At 70.5% G+C, this 18,087-nt stretch carries 20 protein-coding genes; 8 read left to right on the forward strand and 12 right to left on the reverse strand.

The window, feature by feature from the left end; genetic code table 11:
* Nucleotide 1: 1 nt before the first annotated feature.
* A complete protein-coding gene (locus OG623_RS01460) occupies nt 2-706 on the reverse strand; it encodes a succinate dehydrogenase (RefSeq protein ID WP_406143532.1) in 705 nt (234 codons plus the stop codon).
* Nucleotides 707-801: 95 nt separating this feature from the next.
* On the opposite strand from OG623_RS01460, the gene OG623_RS01465 reads away from it, so the two are divergent.
* The gene (locus OG623_RS01465) at nt 802-1,737 is read left to right on the forward strand and encodes a LysR family transcriptional regulator (RefSeq protein WP_406143534.1); all 936 of its coding nucleotides are present in this window, start codon (nt 802-804) and stop codon (nt 1,735-1,737) included.
* A gap of 10 nt (nt 1,738-1,747) precedes the next feature.
* On the opposite strand, the gene OG623_RS01470 is transcribed toward OG623_RS01465, so the two are convergent.
* Nucleotides 1,748-3,922 (reverse strand): putative bifunctional diguanylate cyclase/phosphodiesterase, encoded by a 2,175-nt coding sequence (locus tag OG623_RS01470; protein WP_406143535.1) that lies wholly within the window; start codon nt 3,920-3,922, stop codon nt 1,748-1,750.
* A complete protein-coding gene (locus tag OG623_RS01475; protein ID WP_406143537.1) occupies nt 3,919-4,737 on the reverse strand; it encodes an SAM-dependent methyltransferase in 819 nt (272 codons plus the stop codon). Before OG623_RS01475 ends, OG623_RS01470 begins: the two co-directional genes overlap by 4 nt.
* 452 nt (nt 4,738-5,189) lie before the next feature.
* On the opposite strand from OG623_RS01475, the gene OG623_RS01480 reads away from it, so the two are divergent.
* The 3 genes from OG623_RS01480 to OG623_RS01490 all read left to right on the forward strand — a co-directional run bounded on the left by OG623_RS01480 (nt 5,190) and on the right by OG623_RS01490 (nt 7,227).
* Nucleotides 5,190-5,711 (forward strand): hypothetical protein, encoded by a 522-nt coding sequence (locus OG623_RS01480; protein WP_406143539.1) that lies wholly within the window; start codon nt 5,190-5,192, stop codon nt 5,709-5,711.
* 16 nt (nt 5,712-5,727) lie between these two features.
* Nucleotides 5,728-6,495 (forward strand): DUF4239 domain-containing protein, encoded by a 768-nt coding sequence (locus tag OG623_RS01485; RefSeq protein ID WP_406143541.1) that lies wholly within the window; start codon nt 5,728-5,730, stop codon nt 6,493-6,495.
* A 183-nt stretch (nt 6,496-6,678) separates the two neighbouring features.
* Nucleotides 6,679-7,227, forward strand: a complete 549-nt coding sequence (locus OG623_RS01490; protein ID WP_406143543.1) for a hypothetical protein — start codon at nt 6,679-6,681, stop codon at nt 7,225-7,227.
* 98 nt (nt 7,228-7,325) lie between these two features.
* Here OG623_RS01490 and OG623_RS01495 read toward each other — a convergent pair whose 3' ends face one another.
* The gene (locus OG623_RS01495) at nt 7,326-7,955 is read right to left on the reverse strand and encodes a hypothetical protein (protein ID WP_406143545.1); all 630 of its coding nucleotides are present in this window, start codon (nt 7,953-7,955) and stop codon (nt 7,326-7,328) included.
* A gap of 320 nt (nt 7,956-8,275) precedes the next feature.
* On the opposite strand from OG623_RS01495, the gene OG623_RS01500 reads away from it, so the two are divergent.
* Nucleotides 8,276-8,938 carry a class F sortase gene (locus tag OG623_RS01500; protein WP_406143547.1) on the forward strand — a complete coding sequence of 221 codons (663 nt, stop codon included), beginning with the start codon at nt 8,276-8,278 and terminating at the stop codon, nt 8,936-8,938.
* 17 nt (nt 8,939-8,955) lie between these two features.
* Here the strand turns inward: OG623_RS01500 and OG623_RS01505 are convergent, their stop codons facing one another.
* Nucleotides 8,956-9,801, reverse strand: coding sequence for a polysaccharide deacetylase family protein (locus OG623_RS01505; protein ID WP_406143548.1), 846 nt, complete (start codon nt 9,799-9,801; stop codon nt 8,956-8,958).
* Nucleotides 9,802-9,955: 154 nt separating this feature from the next.
* Between OG623_RS01505 and OG623_RS01510 the strand changes: the two genes are divergently transcribed.
* Nucleotides 9,956-10,417 carry a universal stress protein gene (locus tag OG623_RS01510; RefSeq protein WP_406143550.1) on the forward strand — a complete coding sequence of 154 codons (462 nt, stop codon included), beginning with the start codon at nt 9,956-9,958 and terminating at the stop codon, nt 10,415-10,417.
* A gap of 12 nt (nt 10,418-10,429) precedes the next feature.
* Here the strand turns inward: OG623_RS01510 and OG623_RS01515 are convergent, their stop codons facing one another.
* Nucleotides 10,430-11,644 carry a CapA family protein gene (locus tag OG623_RS01515; protein WP_406143551.1) on the reverse strand — a complete coding sequence of 405 codons (1,215 nt, stop codon included), beginning with the start codon at nt 11,642-11,644 and terminating at the stop codon, nt 10,430-10,432.
* A 256-nt stretch (nt 11,645-11,900) separates the two neighbouring features.
* Here OG623_RS01515 and OG623_RS01520 point away from each other — a divergent pair, with 256 nt between their 5' ends.
* Complete coding sequence (locus OG623_RS01520) at nt 11,901-12,470, forward strand: sigma-70 family RNA polymerase sigma factor (protein ID WP_406143552.1); 570 nt, start codon at nt 11,901-11,903, stop codon at nt 12,468-12,470.
* On the opposite strand, the gene OG623_RS01525 is transcribed toward OG623_RS01520, so the two are convergent.
* A complete protein-coding gene (locus OG623_RS01525) occupies nt 12,404-12,601 on the reverse strand; it encodes a zf-HC2 domain-containing protein (protein WP_406143554.1) in 198 nt (65 codons plus the stop codon). The two genes, OG623_RS01520 and OG623_RS01525, sit on opposite strands and share 67 nt — an antisense overlap.
* 111 nt (nt 12,602-12,712) lie before the next feature.
* On the opposite strand from OG623_RS01525, the gene OG623_RS01530 reads away from it, so the two are divergent.
* Entirely contained in the window at nt 12,713-13,246 is a 534-nt protein-coding gene (locus tag OG623_RS01530) for a hypothetical protein (protein WP_406143556.1), read from the forward strand.
* A 19-nt stretch (nt 13,247-13,265) separates the two neighbouring features.
* Here OG623_RS01530 and OG623_RS01535 read toward each other — a convergent pair whose 3' ends face one another.
* The 5 genes from OG623_RS01535 to OG623_RS01555 all read right to left on the reverse strand — a co-directional run bounded on the left by OG623_RS01535 (nt 13,266) and on the right by OG623_RS01555 (nt 18,071).
* Nucleotides 13,266-14,489 carry a sensor histidine kinase gene (locus OG623_RS01535; protein WP_406143557.1) on the reverse strand — a complete coding sequence of 408 codons (1,224 nt, stop codon included), beginning with the start codon at nt 14,487-14,489 and terminating at the stop codon, nt 13,266-13,268.
* Nucleotides 14,486-15,976, reverse strand: coding sequence for a cation acetate symporter (locus tag OG623_RS01540; protein ID WP_406143558.1), 1,491 nt, complete (start codon nt 15,974-15,976; stop codon nt 14,486-14,488). The genes OG623_RS01535 and OG623_RS01540 overlap by 4 nt, the downstream gene beginning before the upstream one ends.
* The gene (locus tag OG623_RS01545) at nt 15,973-16,335 is read right to left on the reverse strand and encodes a hypothetical protein (protein WP_362890931.1); all 363 of its coding nucleotides are present in this window, start codon (nt 16,333-16,335) and stop codon (nt 15,973-15,975) included. The genes OG623_RS01540 and OG623_RS01545 overlap by 4 nt, the downstream gene beginning before the upstream one ends.
* 62 nt (nt 16,336-16,397) lie before the next feature.
* The gene (locus OG623_RS01550; RefSeq protein WP_406143560.1) at nt 16,398-17,150 is read right to left on the reverse strand and encodes a LytR/AlgR family response regulator transcription factor; all 753 of its coding nucleotides are present in this window, start codon (nt 17,148-17,150) and stop codon (nt 16,398-16,400) included.
* 60 nt (nt 17,151-17,210) lie between these two features.
* Nucleotides 17,211-18,071 carry an Fpg/Nei family DNA glycosylase gene (locus tag OG623_RS01555; RefSeq protein ID WP_406143562.1) on the reverse strand — a complete coding sequence of 287 codons (861 nt, stop codon included), beginning with the start codon at nt 18,069-18,071 and terminating at the stop codon, nt 17,211-17,213.
* Nucleotides 18,072-18,087: the final 16 nt, after the last annotated feature.

Below are 18,087 nucleotides of genomic sequence, written 5' to 3' on the forward strand. Positions count from 1 at the left end.
GTCAGCTCACCACTCCGGTCATCACGGCGACGGGCACGGAGACGAAACCCGCCGTCAGCACCACTGCGAAGACATTGGCGAGGGTCTTCAGGACACGGTCACGGGTCGCGCTGCCCACGCCGAGGGTCTGCGCCGCGCTCCAGAACCCGTGCTGGACGTGCAGACCGAGGGCGAGCACGGCGACGATGTAGATGACGTTGCCGTACCAGGTCGAGAAGGTGTCGAGGACGTTCTGGTAGGGGTGACCGGGCTGGAATCCGCTGTGCACGGTGCCGGTCGTGAGGTCCAGGAGGTGCCAGACGATGAACAGCGCGAGGATGACGCCGCCGTAGCGCATGGTCCGCGTGGCATAGCTGGAGCGCGCCTTCTTGTGGACGTACGCCGTCGGGCGTGCCCTGAGGTCGCGCCGGCTCAGCTGGTACGCCGAGACCGCGTGCAGGACGACGGCCGCGACGAGCACCACGCGGATGATCCACAGCGCCCACTCGTAGTGCAGGAAAGGCTCGCCGAGGGTCCTGAGCCAGTGCGCGTAGTGATTGAACTCGCCGGATCCGAAGAAGATCTTCAGGTTGCCCAGCATGTGGACGACCAGATAACCGAGCATGATCAGGCCGCTCACAGCCATGATCGTCTTCTTGCCGACGGACGAGTCCCAGAGCGTACGCGTCATGGACGGCCGTCGGTCCGTCCGCGTTGCCAATGCCATGGACACGACGCTAGGGCCGCAGGGCATCATCAGTCCAAGACATGAAATGACTCATCTCCATAGGTATTGGCTATGGACTCGTTATGCTCGGAGGTATGCACTTCCAGCAGCTCGCCTATTTCGTGGCCGTCGCCGAGGCACGGCACTTCACCCGGGCCGCCGAGGAGGTGCATGTGTCACAGCCCTCCCTCTCCCAGCAGATCAAGGCCCTGGAGAACGAGCTGGGCGCCGAGCTGTTCAGCCGGGCACGCGGCAACATCGCGCTGACCGACGCGGGTGAGGCACTTCTGCCGCTCGCCCGCAGGATCCTCGCGGACGCGGACACCGCCCGGCACGAGGTGCAGGAGCTCGTACAGCTGCGCCGGGGGCGGATCAGGCTCGGCGCCACCCCCAGCGTCTGCACGGGCCTGCTGCCCGAGGTGCTGCGCGCCTTCCACGGCACACACCCGGGGATCCAGCTCCTGATCGAGGAGGGCGGCTCCCACGACCTCGTACGGCAGCTGGCTCGGGGCGCCCTGGATCTCGCCCTGCTCGTGCTGCCGCTGCCCGCGGGCTCGCCCGCCCTCACCACGGTGGAGCTGCTCCACGAGGACCTGGTGGTGGTGTCGTCGGCGTCCCGGCCCGCGCCGGGACGGAAGGGGTCGGTGCACGTCGCCGACCTGGAGAACGAGCCCCTTGTGATGTTCCGGCACGGCTACGACCTGAGGGAGCTGACCGTCGCCGCGTGCCGGGCCGAGGGCTTCGAGCCGTCGTTCACGGTGGAGGGCGGCGAGATGGACGCCGTGCTCGGCTTCGTACGGGCGGGGCTGGGGATCGCCGTCGTGCCTCATATGGTCGCCGCGCGAGCGGGCCAGGGCCTGCGGACGACACCGCTGGCGTCTCCGGCTCTGCGGCGCACCATCGCGCTGGCGCACCGCAGCGACGTCGAGCCGCCGCGGGCGGCGCGTGAGCTCCAGCGGATGCTTCTGGGCGCGGGGCCGCCTGCCGCGTCCTCGGCCGCCGCCGGTGGGCCGGGTCCGGGCGGCGGCTGAGGACGGGGCGTCAGACCGCGTCGGCCAGCAGCAGCGAGTGGATCCGGTCCGGCGCTCCCGGACGCGCGTAGTACCAGCCCTGAGCGGTGTCGCAGCCGATCTTCCGCAGCTGTTCGGCCTGGGCACCGGTCTCGACCCCCTCCACCGTGACCGCGAGGTCCAGGCTGTGGGCGAGCGACACGATGCCTTCGACGATCTTCAGGTCGACCGGGTCGGCCGGATGCTGCTGCATTCCCTGGGTGAAGGAACGATCCAGCTTGAGGATGCTCACCGGCAGCCGGCGCAGGTTCGCCAGATTCGAGTAGCCGGTGCCGAAGTCGTCGAGCGCGATGTCGACGCCCATCTCCGCAAGCTGACGCAGCGGCTTGAGCAGGTCGTCGTCGGCGCCGATCAGGGCGGACTCGGTGACCTCGAGGCAGAGGGCGCCGGACTCCAGGCCGGAGCGCTCCAGCACGTCCACGATCTCGGCGACCAGTCCCGGGTGGTGCAGCTGGGTCGGCGAAAGGTTGACGTTGATCCGCAGGGGCCCGCCGTCGGTGTGACGTTCCTGCCAGAAGTTCGCCTGCTTGACGGACTCCTCCAGGACCCAGCGGCCGAGCGGAATGATGAGCCCGGTGTGCTCGGCGAGCGGGATGAACCGGTCGGGCCCCAGCACACCGTGCTGCGGATGGCACCAGCGCACCAGCGCCTCGGCGCCGTGCACGCTGCCGTCCCCGAGGTGCACCAGCGGCTGGTACTCGATGAAGAACTCGCCGCGGTCCAGCGCCGCCGGCAGCGCCGTGGTCAGCCCGTGCCGGGTGATGGCGCGGGCGTCGGCCTCGGCGTCGGCGAGCGCGAAGCGGTTCCCGCCGGCCGCCTTGGCCCGGTACATCGTGATGTCGGCGCTGCGGAGCACCTCGGCCGCGGTGCGTTCACCCGAGGGGCCTTCGACGATGCCGATGGATCCCCGTACGGTCAGCTCCCGGCCGTCGAGACGGACGGGTGTGGCCAGTGCCGACAGGATGCGCCCGGCCAGCTCGTGCACCTCCTCCTGGGTGCTCGGTCCGGTCGTGAGCGCCACGAACTCGTCACCGCCGAGCCGCGCGACCATCTCGCCGGGGGCGGTCGCACAGCTCTGCAGCCGGTCCGCGATCTCGACCAGGAGACGGTCCCCCGCCGCGTGGCCCAGACTGTCGTTGATCGCCTTGAAGCCGTCCAGATCGAGATAGCAGAGCCCGAAGCGCATGGACTCCCTGGGCGCGAGCGCCTTCTCCAGGCGCTCGAAGAACAGCGTCCTGTTGGGCAGGCCCGTGAGCGCGTCGTGGGTGGCCTCGTAACGCAGCCGCAGATTGAGCAGCCGCCGCTCGGTGGTGTCCTCCATGAGGGCGAGCTGGTACTCAGGCCTGCCCTCCGCGTCGCGCAGCAGCGACACGGTGAGGTTCGTCCACAGGACCGTGCCGTCGTTGCGGTAGTACGCCTTCTCGACGCTGTAGTGCTCGCGCTCGCCCCGCACCAGCTCCTCGTAGTACTTCCATACGTGCGGCGAGTCCTCGGGGTGCACCCATTCCGGCACCTTGTGGCTGCGGACATGGTTCTCCAGTCCGCCGAACATCCGGGTGAGCGTGTCGTTGATCTCCAGGATGTTGCCTTCGAGGTCGGCGATGCTGATCCCGATGGCGGCGTCCTTGAAGACCGCGCGGAACCGCGCCTCGGTGGCGTGGAGTGCCTGCTCGGCGTCCGTGCGGGCGGTGAGCGCGGAGCGGGCGATCGATTCCTGCTCGGCCAGGGTCCGTTCACGCAGCGCCTGGGTGAACCCGCCGGCCAGGGCATGCTGGATCCGCGCGGACCTGGCCCGGCTGTCCTCGGTCGACAGCTCCACCGGGCCGTTGCCGCCGCAGTAGAGGACCAGGTAGGAGTCGATGACACCGAGCGTGGAGCTCAGTGCGTCGGGGTCCGTGCAGTGCGCGGCGACCAGCGAGGCTCCGACGCCGTGCGCGGGCGTCGCGTCGAAGATCCGGGTGTGCAGGATGTCGTTGAGCTCCCGGGCGAGCGGCAGCAGATGTTCCTCGAATTCGGGGCGGGACATGGAGGTGGCCGTGGACGGGAAGATCGCCCGGCTCCAGATGGTGGCGAATCTCCGGAGCCGGCCCTCGGGGCCGTCGGGTTCCGAGTCCGGCGCGCCTGACGGCTGGGCGGGAATACTCACGCCTTGCGCCCAACCCCGGCGAAGCCCGAGAAGGCGAACGGGTCCTCCTGTGCGAGCGTTCCCGAGGACTCGGGTCGCCACTCGGGCATCGCGACGAGCCCGGGCTCGACCATCTCGTATCCGTCGAAGAAGCGGCTGATCTCCGCGGGTGAGCGCATGATCAGCGGATTGCGAATGGTGCGGTAGACACCGACCGTCCCGTCCGCCTCCTCCTGACTGAGCGGAATGCCCTCGTACGAGGCGTGGGTGAGGACCAGCAGGCTGCCGGGGGCCAGCGCGTCGCGCAGCTCGGCGACCGCGGCGTACGGGTCGTCGGCGTCCTCGATGAAGTGGAGCACCGCCACCAGGAGCAGCGCCACCGGCTTTGTCAGGTCGAGGAGTTCATTGATCTGCGGGTTCTCCAGGATCTCCTGGGGCTTGCGCAGATCCGCGGCGGCGATGACCGCCCGGTCGTTGCCCTCGAGCACCGCCTGGCTGTGTGCGACGGCGACCGAGTCGTGGTCGACGTAGACGATCCGTGCCTCGGGGTCGGCCGCCTGGGCGACTTCGTGGACATTGCCGAAGGTCGGTATGCCGGAACCTATGTCCAGGAACTGGTTGACGCCCGAAGTGGTGGCGTAGTGCACGGCGCGTCGCATAAAGGCCCTATTGGCCTGCATGGCCTTGGGCAGGCCCGGCATGAACTCCATGGCCTTGCGGGCCGCTTCCCTGTCCACCTCGAAATTGTGCGAACCGCCCAGATAGAAGTCGTACATGCGAGACACGCTCGGCACCGAGATGTCAATGCCTTGCGGTGCCCAGGCGGGACGCTCCATCGATGTCTCCAACAAGTCGCCACGGCGATCCGGCCATGTTCATGGTCAGTGTTGACCAGAGGCTACTGATCGACCGCCAAGAGAGCGAGTGGAAACGGAAATTAGAGATCCGTTATTGGTCACACACCGCAGGCATGTGCGGCCTCACCGTCGCTGCCTGTGCACATTCGGCGACGCAACGGCATCACGAAGGGTCGCTCGCGCGCGAATTCGGGGTGCGGCCGTCTTCGCGCCGACGGGCCCGGGTGTCATATGCCGCCGACGTCACGGCCGTTGGCCTCCGGGCTTCACCCTCCGGTGAATTGGTACGAGGTGTCCGGCGCCCGGATGTTCAACGGGCGTCCGGGAGTGTTCCGGCGGGCGCAAACGCGAATTGCCGAATGTCCCCTCCATCAGGCGAATCGACCCCTCACGCCGCGTGTCCAGTGGTTCGGAGGAACATGCTCCCGGGCGTGTACGGATCACGCATATGGCGGCTGACAGCCGCCACCCTGCTCCTGCTGCTCGCCGTCCCCCTGCCGGCGGCGACCGCGGACGACTGCGCGGTCGCCTCCATCGGCCAGGACGGCGGCTCGTCCGTCGCCGTGGCGGGCGAGGGGCGCTGCGGGGCGGTCGTCGCGGAGCCCGAGCCGGAGCCGGAACCCGCGCCACCTCCTCCTCCTCCTCCTCCTCCTCCACCACCGCCGCTCCCGCCACCTCCAGCTCCACCGCCTCCACCGCCCCCTCCGCCCCCTCCTACTCCCGCACCACCCGAGCCCAGCCCGACGCCGACCCCGACGCCGACGCCCACCCCCTCCCCGACGCCGACCGTCCGCCCCACGCCCACGGCCGCGGCTCGCGTCGCGCTGCCCTCCTACAGAAGGCCGGTCCGCAAGGAACCCAGGACCGGGCCGTCACTGGTCACGCTCACCCTTCTCATCACCGCGCCCGCCGTTTTCGCCGTGGCCGTGCTGCGGCCCCGCTCGTCCCGCTGACCGAAGAGGGGAACCCATGTCGGAATGGCTTGTTCTGACCATTGCGATGGCGTCGGCATGCGCTGTCGTCCTGACCACCGCCGTTCTCAGCAACCGCCGTATCCCCGAGGACGACGACCCGTCCGAGACCCCCGACGTCATCGAGTACATGACGATGATGATCGGCGTGGTGTACGCGATCGTCCTCGGCCTCGCCATCGCGGGCGTCTGGGAGGGCCGTAGCGCCGCCCAGGAGTCGGTGCGTCTTGAGGCCCAGGCCCTGCACGAGGTGAGCGCACGCTCGGCCGTCTATCCGGCCGAGGTACGCGACCGCATCCGGGCCGACGTCGACGCCTACGTGGCTCACGTCATCGGAGACGAATGGAAGTCGATGACGGACCACCAGCGCCTCACCGACGAGGGCACCACGCTCCTCGACCAGGTGCGGGCCGACGTGACGGAGTACGAGCCTCGGACGGACCACGAGGGGGAGGCGTACCAGCCGCTGGTGGACGAGGTGGCGGCCGTCGACGACGCACGGACGGCCCGCGCGCAGAACGCGGGCGCGACCATGCCGGGGGTCGTCTGGTTCGGCCTGATCACCGGGGCGGTGGTCACCGTGGGGCTGATCTTCACGCTCCAGATCCGCAGAACCTTCCGTGAACTGCTCCTGGCGGGCCTCTTCAGCGTGCTGATCGCCTTCCTCCTCTTCCTCATCTGGGACTTCGACGCCCCGTTCGGCCGGGGCATCTCGGCGACCACCGCTCCCTTCATCCATCTGTTCCCGCACGCCGCGGGTGGATAGGAGCACACCTTCTCGGGGCTCTCCCCCGGCCGGTGAGCCGGCCGGGGGACAAAGCTGCCCCATTCGCCTGACACCGATCGCGGGTGATATGCGGCACTTCTACGGTTTCGACCATCGAGGTGCATTTTCATGCCTCGCGGAAATCCGTTCCGCGGCTGCTCCTCGGGACCCGGAGGATTCACCATGCGCGCGATACGTGTCGCACCCGTCGCCCTGCTGGGCGCCGCCGCCTGCGTTCTGACGGCACCGGCCGCGTCGGCCGATGTGCTGGGCGGCGGCCCGTCCACCTCGTTCACACCGAGCATCACCCCGTCGAGCGTCGCGCCGGGGGGTCAGGTGACGCTCGGGGCCACGGGGTGCACCACCGATGCGACCGCGTTCTCGGGCGTGTTCGACACGACCACCATCCCGAGCGGAAGGTCGGCCACGGCCACGGTCGACTGGGATGCCAAACGGGGTGCGTCCTACGAGGTGACCTTCCGCTGCGGCACCGCCACCCGGACCGCGAATCTGACCATCACGAGCGGCGCCACCAGCTCCCCCACGGCCAGCCCCACCACGGCTCCCACGACCAGCTCCACGGCCTCACCCAGCGGTGTGCTGGGTGGTCTCGGCGGCAGCGTCGACACGATGGACCCCGCCGAGATCGCGGCCGGCTCCGCACTGGTTGCGGTCGCGTCGGCCGGCGCCTTCTACGTCCTGCGCAGGCGCCGTACCCACCGTCAGCACTGACAGCTCCTCACCGCACGCAGGCCGACGACAGTCGCCCCGGGTCCTGATCCAGGACTCGGGGCGACGGGCGTATCGGGCCGGACGGGACGTTCGACGCGTCAGATCGCCGCATTGTTCATCCGACGACGACGGACAATGAAGACAGCTCCACCGATGGCCGCCGCCGCGACGAGGCCACCGCCGACCTGCGTCTCGACGGAGCTGGGACCCATCGAGCCGCCGAGGCCGCCCTGCGAGCCCCGCGAGGGAAGCACGGTGAAGCGTGCCGTCGCGACCGGGTCGCCCTGGTCACCACGGCCACCGTTCCCACCCTGGCCGCCCTCGCCGCGCTGGTCCCCGTTGCCACCCTGGCCGCCGTTGCCGCCCTGGCCGCCGCCACCGTTGCCGCCGCCGAAGTTGTTGTCGCTGTCGTTGCACTTCACGGACAGGCTGTACTGACCGGGCGTCGCGTTGTTCCTGATGTGCGCGGTGGCGTAGCCGACCCGGCCCGGCGAGAGGTTCACCGTCGGGAAGGCGTTCGACCACACCTTTCCGCCGGAGTTGCCGCATCCCTCCGCGCTGACCTTCATCGTGGCGCCCTGGTGCACCGAGGACGGGTTGACCGTGACATTGGTCGGGACGTTGCTCGGGTTGCTGCCCGGCCCGCCTCCGGCGGCGGCCAGCGGGGCAGCGAGCCCGACCGCCGCGAAGGCGGTAGCGGTCACCGCGAGAGTGCGTGAAGCACGCATCTTTGAACCTCCAGCGGGAAGCGCCCCGGAGTCCTGCCCTCCGGGAGTCGATGAGAACGCATCCCATGACGAACCCTCACCAGATACCGGAGGAGTCGCATTTCGGCACTGCTCCACCCCGGTGATCCGACACGCCGTCAGTCGCGTGCGAGATCTGACGGAGCCGCAGGTCACGGACCGTCAGAACTTTTATCCGCTCATTACTCCGAAGTGAAGAAGTCGTCATGGCCGCACGATCGGCCTCCACCCGTTCGCTCGTCCCTGATCGCCGCCGCGCGTACCCGCGCCTAGCGTGACGATGTCGCGACGAAGGGAGAACCATGGGCCGGGACCAGTGGGGCGCCGGGCGGAGCAGACGCACACCGTGGGGCGCCATCGCCCTGGTGATGCTGACCGGACTCGCCCTCATGCGCAACGGCGTGGAGACGTCCCCCGGGCCGCCGCAGCCGGCCGCAGCGGCCTCCGTCGCCGGGCCCCGGGACACCCCGGCGTCCGCCCCGGCCGACGGCGACCCGGTGCAGCCGCTCGCCTACGCCCCCGCGGAACGCATCCAGATTCCGTCGATCGACGTGGACGCGCCCGTCGTCGATGTGAACCTGGACCCGGCCGGCTGGATCGAGGCCCCGCCCGCCCAGGACCCGAACCTCGCCGGCTGGTACCAGAACGGCATCTCCCCCGGCGAGCGCGGCACCTCCGTGGTGGTCGGGCACGTCGACAACCTGGCGGGTCCCGCGGTCTTCTACGGACTGGGCTCCCTGAGCAAGGGGCAGCAGATCGAGGTGTCCCGCTACGACAACCGGGTCGCGGTGTTCGAGATCTACGGCATCGAGGTCTTCGCCAAGAACGACTTCCCCGGGCCCCGGGTGTACGGCGACACCGGTCACGCCGAACTCCGGGTCATCACCTGCGGCGGGGGTTACTCGAAGGCCAACGGCTACGACGGGAACGTCGTGGTCTTCGCCCGGCTGGTCGAGACCCGCTAGCCGGGCGGCGCCCGCAGTCAGCTGCGGCGCGGGACGGTGGGGCGGTAGCCCCTCTCGATGAGCGCGGGCAGATACCGGCGCAGTGCGGCCACGCTCTGGGACCGGTTTCCGCCCGCGTCGTGCGACAGCACCACGACACCGGGCCCAGCGCCCTGCTCGACCCGGCGGACGATGGTGTCGGTGCCCGGGGTGGTCCAGTCCGTCGTGTCGAGGGTCCAGGCCATCGGTTCCATGCCCATCTCGGCGCCGATCTCGAAGGAATTGCGGTTCCAGGCGCCGTACGGAGCCCGGTACCAGAGCGGCGGGGCACCCAGCGTCTTCTCGATCACCTCGCTGGTGCTGCCCAGTTCGTCGCGGATGGCGCCACGGGAGAGCTTCGGGACGAGGGGGTGCGACCAGGAGTGGTTGCCGATCACATGCCCGTCGTCCGCCATCTCCCGGAGCAGGTCACGGTTGTGGGCCGCCATCTCCCCGCAGACGAAGAACATCGCCCGGACGTCGTATCCGCGCAGCGTAGCGAGGATGGCGGGGGTGTACACGGGGTCGGGGCCGTCGTCGAAGCTGAGCACCATGGCGTCGCTCCCCAGCTCGGGCAGCTCCTCGAAGGGCCGGGTGCGCACGGGCGGCGCGGCCGGCCGGAAGCGGGGCGGTGTGATCGCCGTCATGGGCCGCAGCCGGTAGGCGCTGGGGTTCGCCCGGGCCTGCGCAGGAGGTCCGGCGGCCGGGGCCGGTGGTGCACCGCCGGGGCGGGTGGGGGTCCCTGCGGGATCCGCCGCGATCGTGTGGACGGCGGTGGCGGCCCCCAGTGCGAGGGCGAGGCGCAGAAAGGTACGGCGTTCCGTCGGAATCTGATCATGTTTCATGACCAACTGCTTGCACGGAGCGACGTCACCGACTGCCGCCGACACCGGAGATGCGATGTTTTGCACCCGATGGATGGAGTGCGCGGGCGGGCAGCGACCGGGCTCCCCGGAGGCGCCCGGAGGGCGGCAGCCGGCAGCGGCTACCCTCGGGGCCGTGACTGACCAGCAACACCACCGCTTCGAGCGTGGCACCGACGGCCCCAAGGTGATCGTCGCGGGCATCGACGGGTCCGAGTCCTCGATGCGGTCCGCGGCGTACGCGGCGGGCCTCGCCCGTCGGCAGAACGCCATGCTCGCCCTTGTCTACGTCCAGCCCGTGCTGTCGGCCGGAGCCGCCATGGGAGCTCCGGTCGCCGACACGACCAGTGAGGTCGCCGAGGGGCTGGTGACCGAGATCAGGACATCGGCCGCGCGGCTCAGGGACATATGGAATGTCCGGTGGGAGTTCCACACGTTCCACGGGGATCCGTACAACGGGCTCGTGACGGCGGCCGACGAGCTGAAGGCGGACGCGGTGATCGTCGGCGCGTCCGAGTCCGCCGGGCACCGCTTCATCGGGTCGGTGGCGGTCCGGCTCGTCAAGGCGGGGCGCTGGCCGGTCACCGTCGTACCGTGACGCTCCGGGGTGTCACTTTCCGGCCACGAGTCCGTCCTTGGCCGCGCCACGGCTGAGGACGACGGACTGGATCCGGTCGTGGATCTCGCGCAGTCCGTCGCCGTTCTCCCCCGCCCTGCCTGACGCCTCGGGGTCGAGGTTCACGACGCGACCGGCCTCGGGGTCGAACCACCGCGGAATGAATTCGGCCTTCTTGACATCCCACCGCTGCCCCGGCTTCGCGGGCGGCTCGAAGGTGAAGCGGCCCATCGAGCTCTCGTTGCCGCGGGGGTCCTGCGCCCCCTCCTCGTTGACCATGGCTCCGGCGACCTGGTCGCCCATGCCGTAGACGATCCAGGTGCCGTTGACCTTCTCGTACGCCTGGGGGACATGGGCGTGGGTGCCGATGATCAGGTCGATGTCGGGGCGGTCGCCGGTGCTCGACGCGGTGAGTTCACGGCCGAGGCGGAGCTGGGTCTCGTCGGGGGCGTCCTGCCACTCGGTGCCCCAGTGCATGGAGACGACGACCACGTCGGCACCCGCCTTGCGGGCCCCACGGGCGTCCGCGACGATCCGGTCCTTGTCGATCAGACGGACCGCCCAGGGCTGCCCGTCGGGCAGCGGGATGTCGTTGGTGCCGTAGGTGTAGGCGAGGTGCGCGACCTTCGCCGCATCCTTGCCCTTGCCCGCCCTGAGCAGGGTGGGCCGGGACGCCTCGGCGGCCGAGCGCGCGGATCCGGCGTGCGCCACGCCGGCGCTGTCCAGCGCGTCGAGTGTGCGTCCGATCCCCTCGGCCCCGTCGTCCACGGTGTGGTTGGAGGCGGTGGAGCAGGAGTCGAAGCCGGTGGCGCGCAGTGCGTCGGCCACCTGGGGCGGTGACTTGAAGGACGGATAACCGGTGTAGGGGCCGCCGGCCCGGCCGTACACCGTCTCCATGTGGCAGATGGCGAGATCCGCGCCCGAGACTGCGGGCGCGGCACCCTTGAGCATCGGACGGAAGTCGAAGCCCTGTCCGTCGGCGTCGGCGGCGGCCCGGTCGATGACCGAGTCGTGCGGCAGGATGTCGCCCGAGGCCAGCAGCGTGAAGCCACGGGACTCCTGCGCTCCCCCGCCGCCCGCACCCCGCTCGCCGCCGAGGTGCCGGCCGGCGAAACCGGGGGTCGAGGACGGTCCGCCGCCGCAGGCCGTCGCGGTGGCGAGCAGACCGGCGACGGCGACCGCCGCGCCCAGTCGAATGCGCTTGGTCATCTGCACGACTCCCAGTTCGGATGATTTCGGCCATCCGAATACACATATATTCATACCGACGAGTCAAGAACAAAAGCGACTAAGTACCTGAATCAGCCGTATCGGTCCTGCCGACCGTTCACCGCACCACTCGCCGCTCCGTGCGACCGCTCGGCGCACACCTCGGTGCACCGGCTGTTCCCCCACGCCCCGATGCGTTCGTATACGCCAGGCGGGAGCGAGGCGTCAGGGGCCTCTTCGGGAAGGGACGTTCACGATGACCACGGCGACAACCGATGAGCGGGCCCTCGCCCAGCTCCAGCGGGAGCACGGGCCCGCGCTGCTCCACTTCCTGCTGGGGCTGACCTTCGGTGACCGGCAGCGGGCGGAGGACCTGTTGCAGGAGACGCTCGTACGCGCCTGGCAGCACCCGGAGGCGTTCGACGCCCCCTACGACTCGATGCGCCCCTGGCTCTTCACCGTCGCGCGGCGCCTGGCCATCGACGCCCGCAGGTCACGGCAGGCCCGCCCGGCCGAGGTCAGCGACGCGGTGCTGGAGAGCGCCCCAGCCCAGGACGACACCGCGGACACGGCGGTCCACGCCCTGGACGTGCGCGAGGCCGTGAGCACGCTCAGTCCCGAACACCGGGCGGTGCTCGTGCAGATCTACTTCCGGGGGCTCAGCGTGGGCGAGACCGCGCAGGTGCTCGGCATACCCGCGGGCACCGTCAAGTCGCGCTCGTACTACGCGCTACGGCTGCTGAGCCGCAATCTGCCCGGTTATTCCAGCAGGTCGTCCACGTTGAGCAGGGCCAGCAGGGACACCGCGTCCGCGACCTCCACATAGGCCTCGGCGCATGCCTCGCACCGCTGGAGATGCCGGGCGACCGACCGGCACTCGTCCGCTTCCAGAGCATCGAGTACATAGGCGCCCAGCAGCTGCCGTACATGCGGGTCGTCGCCGCGGTCGGCGGTCATCGCACCTCGAATCTCCGGACGGATCCTGCCCTTCTGCCCACGCGGGGCGCGCGTCCCCGGTTCAATGCTGCGTGTAGCCCGGTGCCGAGCCGAGAGAAGAGGCGAGACGGGATGCGTCCCGAACAACACGAAGGAACCAGCGGGGGCGGGCTGCTGGTTCCGATGGCATGGACGTACTCGGAGTACATCGCGGACGAGGTCCTGGTGACCGGCGACCTGATGGAGCCGACGACCCTGGAGTACCGCGCGGGGCGCGACGCGCTCGCGCTGACGATCTTCCTCTCCGACGGAGCGGGCGCCGACGAGCTCCCCGCGGCGCGGGTGGACGAGCTACGGCTGCTCACGGCCTACGGCGCGGCCTGGCGACGCTGGGTCTGCGCGCGCCTCGACGCGCTGGAGCGGCCGACCGTCCCCGCCCGGCTCCCGGATCCCGACCTCGCGCTGGCGCGGGCCGCCTGGCGGTGGCTGGAGGAGACGGAGCTGCTGGCCGCGGACCTCGACGCGATCGGCCCGCCCGCATGGGAGCCGGTCGACGAGGAGACGTACGACGCGGAGGCGCGGGACGAGGAGGCCGAGACACGGGTGTGGACGCCGGCGTGGCAGCTGGGGCTGCCACTGGGCCATCTGGCCGTCCATCTGTACTGAGCGGCGGCCGGGCGGCCCGTCATGAACCGTGGACGCCCGCACGGTACTTGGGGAGCCGCACAGTGATCTTCATGCCCGCTCCGACGCCCGTCTCGATGACGAGGCCGTAATCGTCCCCGTACACCTGGCGCAGCCGCTCGTCCACGTTGAGCAGCCCGATGCCGGTGGAGGTGCCGCCCGCACCGCGCAGGATCTCGCGGAGGCGTTCGGGCTCCATCCCGGTGCCGTCGTCCTCGATGACGACCTCCGCCTCGGCACCGGCGTCCAGCGCGCTGATCGTGATGCGGATCGGTGCGTCAGCAGGGGCGTTGCCCAGCGGCCTGGCCGGGGTGACGGCGCCTTCCAGACCGTGTTTGACGGCGTTCTCGACCAGGGGCTGGAGGCAGAGGAACGGGAGCGAGACGGGAAGCACCTCGGGTGCGACCTGGAGGGTCACGGAGAGCCGCTCACCGAAGCGCGCCCGCACGAGCGCCAGATACTGGTCGATCGAGTGGAGTTCATCGGCCAGCGTGGTGAACTCCCCGTGCCTGCGGAACGAGTAGCGGGTGAAGTCGGCGAATTCCAGCAGCAGTTCACGTGCCCGCTCCGGGTCGGTGCGGACGAACGACGCGATGGCCGCCAGTGAGTTGAAGATGAAGTGCGGGGAGATCTGCGCCCGCAGCGCCTTGATCTCGGCCTCGATGAGCTGCGTACGGGAGCGGTCGAGCTCGGCGAGCTCCAGCTGTACGCAGACCCAGCGGGCCACCTCTCCCGCCGCCCTGGCGAGCACCGCGGACTCCCTGGGGGCGTAGGCGACGAGCGTGCCGAGCACCCGGTGGTCGACCGTCAGCGGGACGGCGACGGCCCAGCGCAGCGGGCAGTCGAGGTCACCGCAGTCGCTGTGGAAGGCGGTGTCCCTGCCGCTGGCGAGCAGCCCCTCTACCTGGTGCATCACGTCCTCGCCGTGGTGGTCCCCCTCGCCGTCCCACACGAGCACCCGGTCGCGGTCGGTGAGGCACAGGGCGTCGGTGCCGAGCAGCGAGCGCAGACCGCGCGCCGACCTGCGCGCGCTCTCCTCGGTGAGCCCGGCGCGCAGCGGGGGCGCCGCGAGGGATGCCGTGTGCAGGGTCTCGAAGGTGGCGTGCTCGACGGGTGTACCCACATCGCTGGTGCGTACGGGACGGGCGGTGCGGCCCAGCAGGAAGCCGGTGCCGAACAGCAGCAGGGCGAGCACGGCGATGACGGCGATCCCGGCCCCGGTCATCGCACGCGCCCCGAGGTCAGCGCCTCCGGCAGATGGAAGCGGGTCATGGCCGCGTTGGTGCCCGGCGGTATCCGTCCCGGAGTGGCCAGGGACACCAGGATCATCGCGAGGAACCCGACCGGCACCGACCAGACGGCGGGCCAGGCCAGCAGGGCGTGCGGCCAGCCCGGCGGGCGCACCGCTCCGCTGACGGTGATGGCCACGGACAGCAGCGCGGACCCGCCGCCGAGCAGCAGCCCCGCGATGGCGCCGGGCGGGGTGAGCCGCCGCCACCAGATGCCGAGGACGAGCAAGGGGCAGAAGGACGAAGCGGAGACGGCGAAGGCCATGCCGACGGCGTCGGCCACCGGTACCCGGCTGACCACCAGCGAGCCGGCGAGCGGTACGGCGATGGCCAGGACGGTGGCGAGCCTGAACTGGCGTACGCCCCGTGAGGGCAGGACGTCCTGGGTGATCACTCCGGCGACGGCCATGGTGAGCCCGGAGGCCGTGGACAGGAACGCGGCGAAGGCACCGCCCGCGAGGAGCGCGCCGAGCAGATCACCGCCGAGGCCGCCGATCACCCGGGCGGGCAGCAGCAGTACGGCGGCGTCGGCGTCACCGCCGTGCATGAGTTCGGGCGCGTACAGGCGGCCGAGTGCCCCGTACACCGGGGGCAGCAGATAGAACAGGCCGACCAGGGCGAGCACCGCGACCGTGGTGCGGCGGGCGTCGCGGCCGTTGGGGCTGGTGTAGAAGCGGACCACCACATGGGGCAGGCCCATGGTGCCGAGGAAGGTCGCCACGATCAGGCCGTACGTCGCGTAGAGCGGATGGTCGGCGCGGAAGACGGAGAGCTGCTCGTCGAAGCTGACCCGGGGCCGTCCGTCGCCCTGCCAGGCCAGCACCAGGAAGATCGCGGGCACCAGCAGCGCGGTCAGCTTCAGCCAGTACTGGAACACCTGGACGAAGGTGATCGAGCGCATCCCGCCCGCGGCCACGGCGACCACCACGACGGAGGCGACGAGCACATCGCCGAGCCAGCCGGGCGCACCCGTGAGGATCTTCAGGGTGAGTCCCGCGCCCTGGAGCTGCGGCACCAGGTACACCCAGCCGGCGCCGACGACGAACACGCTGACAAGACGGCGCACCTGCCGTGACTCCAGCCGCCCCTCGGCGAAGTCGGGAAGGGTGTACGCCCCCGAGCGGCGCAGCGGAGCGGCGACGAACACCAGCAGCACAAGATATCCGGCGGTGTAGCCGACCGGATACCAGAGCATGTCGGGACCGTGCACCAGCACCAGACCCGCGATACCGAGGAAGGACGCCGCCGACAGGTACTCGCCGCTGATGGCCGCGGCGTTGAGCCTCGGCCGTACGGTGCGCGACGCCACGTAGAAGTCGGAGGTGGTGCGGGAGATCCGCAGCCCGAAGCCGCCGACGAGGACGGTGGCCAGGACGACGAGGGCGACCGCCGCCACCGCCGCGGGGTGGCCGGGTGCGCTCACGGTGCGGGGAGGCCTTCCACGAGTCGGGCGAAGTCACGCTCGTTGCGCTCGGCCCTGCGCACGTACCACCAGGCGGTCAGGGTGAGCGGCGGATAGGTGGCGAAGCCGAGCACCGCCCAGACCAGGGCGTTGCTGTGCAGTGCCTCGAAGACCAGGGGAAGGGTTCCGGCGACGAGGGCCAGGACGGCGAAGGCGGTGAGCCCGGCGCGGAGCTGACTGCGCATCAGCGAACGGACGTAGGCACCGCCCAGCGCGGTCTGCTCGTCGATCTCCGACTGGGCACGGTAACGGGGCAGTGGACGCACCCGCCGGGGCTCGCCCATGACCACTTCGCGCCGGGGCGTGCTCTCTGCGGACATGGGCCCGGAGTGTAGGCGGCAGAGGCCCGGGGTGGGAAGGGCCGGCCATGGGTCGAGCCAGGTCAGCGGCCGGTCTGGCGCATCAGGAGGTCGCGCAGCGCACGCGTGTGACGCCGGCTGACCGCGAGCTCCGCGGTCCCGATGCGGACGCTCATGCTGCCCGCGTCCAGCCTGAGTTCGTCGATGCGGTTCAGCGCCACGAGATGGCGGCGGTGGATGCGTACGAAGCCCCTGCTGCGCCAGCGCTCCTCCAGGGTGGTCAACGGGATCCGGACGAGATGGCTGCCGGTCGAGGTGTGCAGCCGGGCGTAGTCGCCCTGTGCCTCGGCGTAGGCGATGTCGTCGACCGGCACGAAGCGGATGACCCCGCCCAGCTCCACGGCGACCTGGTCGGCGGCCGCGTCGTGCAGGGACGCGGAGCGCTCGCCGACCTGCTCGGCGACCCGGCGGACGGCCTCGGCCAGACGCTCGCGGCGGACGGGCTTGAGTACGTAGTCGACGGCCTTGAGATCGAAGGCGTGCACGGCGAAGCCTTCGTGGGCGGTGACGAAGACGATCAGCGGGGGCGAGGCGAACCCGGCGAGGAGCTGGGCGACATCGAGGCCGGTGAGCCCCGCCATGTGGATGTCGAGGAACACGACATCGATCGCCGAGGCGTCCTCGGGCCCCGCGTCGACGGCGCTGCCGATCCGTCGCAGTGCCTCGGTGGCACCCGTGGCGCCCTCGGCGCTCCGGATGCGGGGATCGGCGCGCAGGAGGTAGAGGAGTTCCTCCAGGGCGGGTTCTTCGTCGTCGACGGCGAGTACGCGCAACATGAGGCCGGAGTTTAGGGGGTCGGGCGCCGGGGTGGCGGCGTCACGGGGCCTTTCCCCGGATCACTTGAGCAGGCGGGACAGGCGCCGGTCCGCGAGTGGCTTGCCCCCGGTCTGGCAGGTGGGGCAGTACTGCAACGACGAGTCGCTGAACGACACCTCGAGCACGGTGTCGCCGCAGACGGGACAGGGCTGACCTGTGCGGCCGTGGACGCGCATGCCGCTCTTCTTCTCGGCCTTGAGCCGGCCCGCCGCGACACCCCGGGAGCGTTCGACCGCGTCCTTCAGGGTGGTGCGCATGGCGTTGTACAGATGGGTGATGTCGTTCTCGCCGAGTGCGGTGGTGAGCTTGAAGGGCGACATCTTCGCGACGTGCAGGATCTCGTCGCTGTACGCGTTGCCGATGCCCGCGATCAGCGACTGGTCGCGCAGGGCGCCCTTGATCTGCCGGCGCACCCCGCCGAGCACCGTCGCGAACGCCTCCCGGTCGAAGGAGTCCGCCAGCGGATCGGGCCCCAGACGTGCCACCCCCGGCACATCGGCCGGATCGTGCACCAGATGGACGGCCAGGCGCTTGGTGGTGCCCATCTCGGTCAGATCGAAGCCGTCGCCGCCGGTGAGCACCGTCCGCAGGGCGAGCGGTCCCTTGCCGGGCCGCGGCGGGGTCGCGGGGAAGCTGTCCTTCCACCGGAGCCAGCCGGCCCGCGCGAGATGGATGAGCAGATGGAGCTGCCCGGCCGTGATGTCGAGGAACTTGCCGTGCCGCTCCACGGAGGTCACGGTGGCGCCTTCGAGCGCGGTGGGCGGTGGGTCGTACGTCTTCAGGACGCTGATCGCGAGCGGCAGGACGCGGGCGATCTCCTTGCCGACGAGTTGATCGTCGAGGAAGTCCCGCAGTGCTTCGACCTCGGGCAGTTCGGGCATGACTCCAGCCTGCCGC

The sequence above is a fragment of the Streptomyces sp. NBC_01012 genome, from assembly GCF_045162755.1.
Classification (GTDB): Bacteria; Actinomycetota; Actinomycetes; order Streptomycetales; family Streptomycetaceae; genus Streptomyces.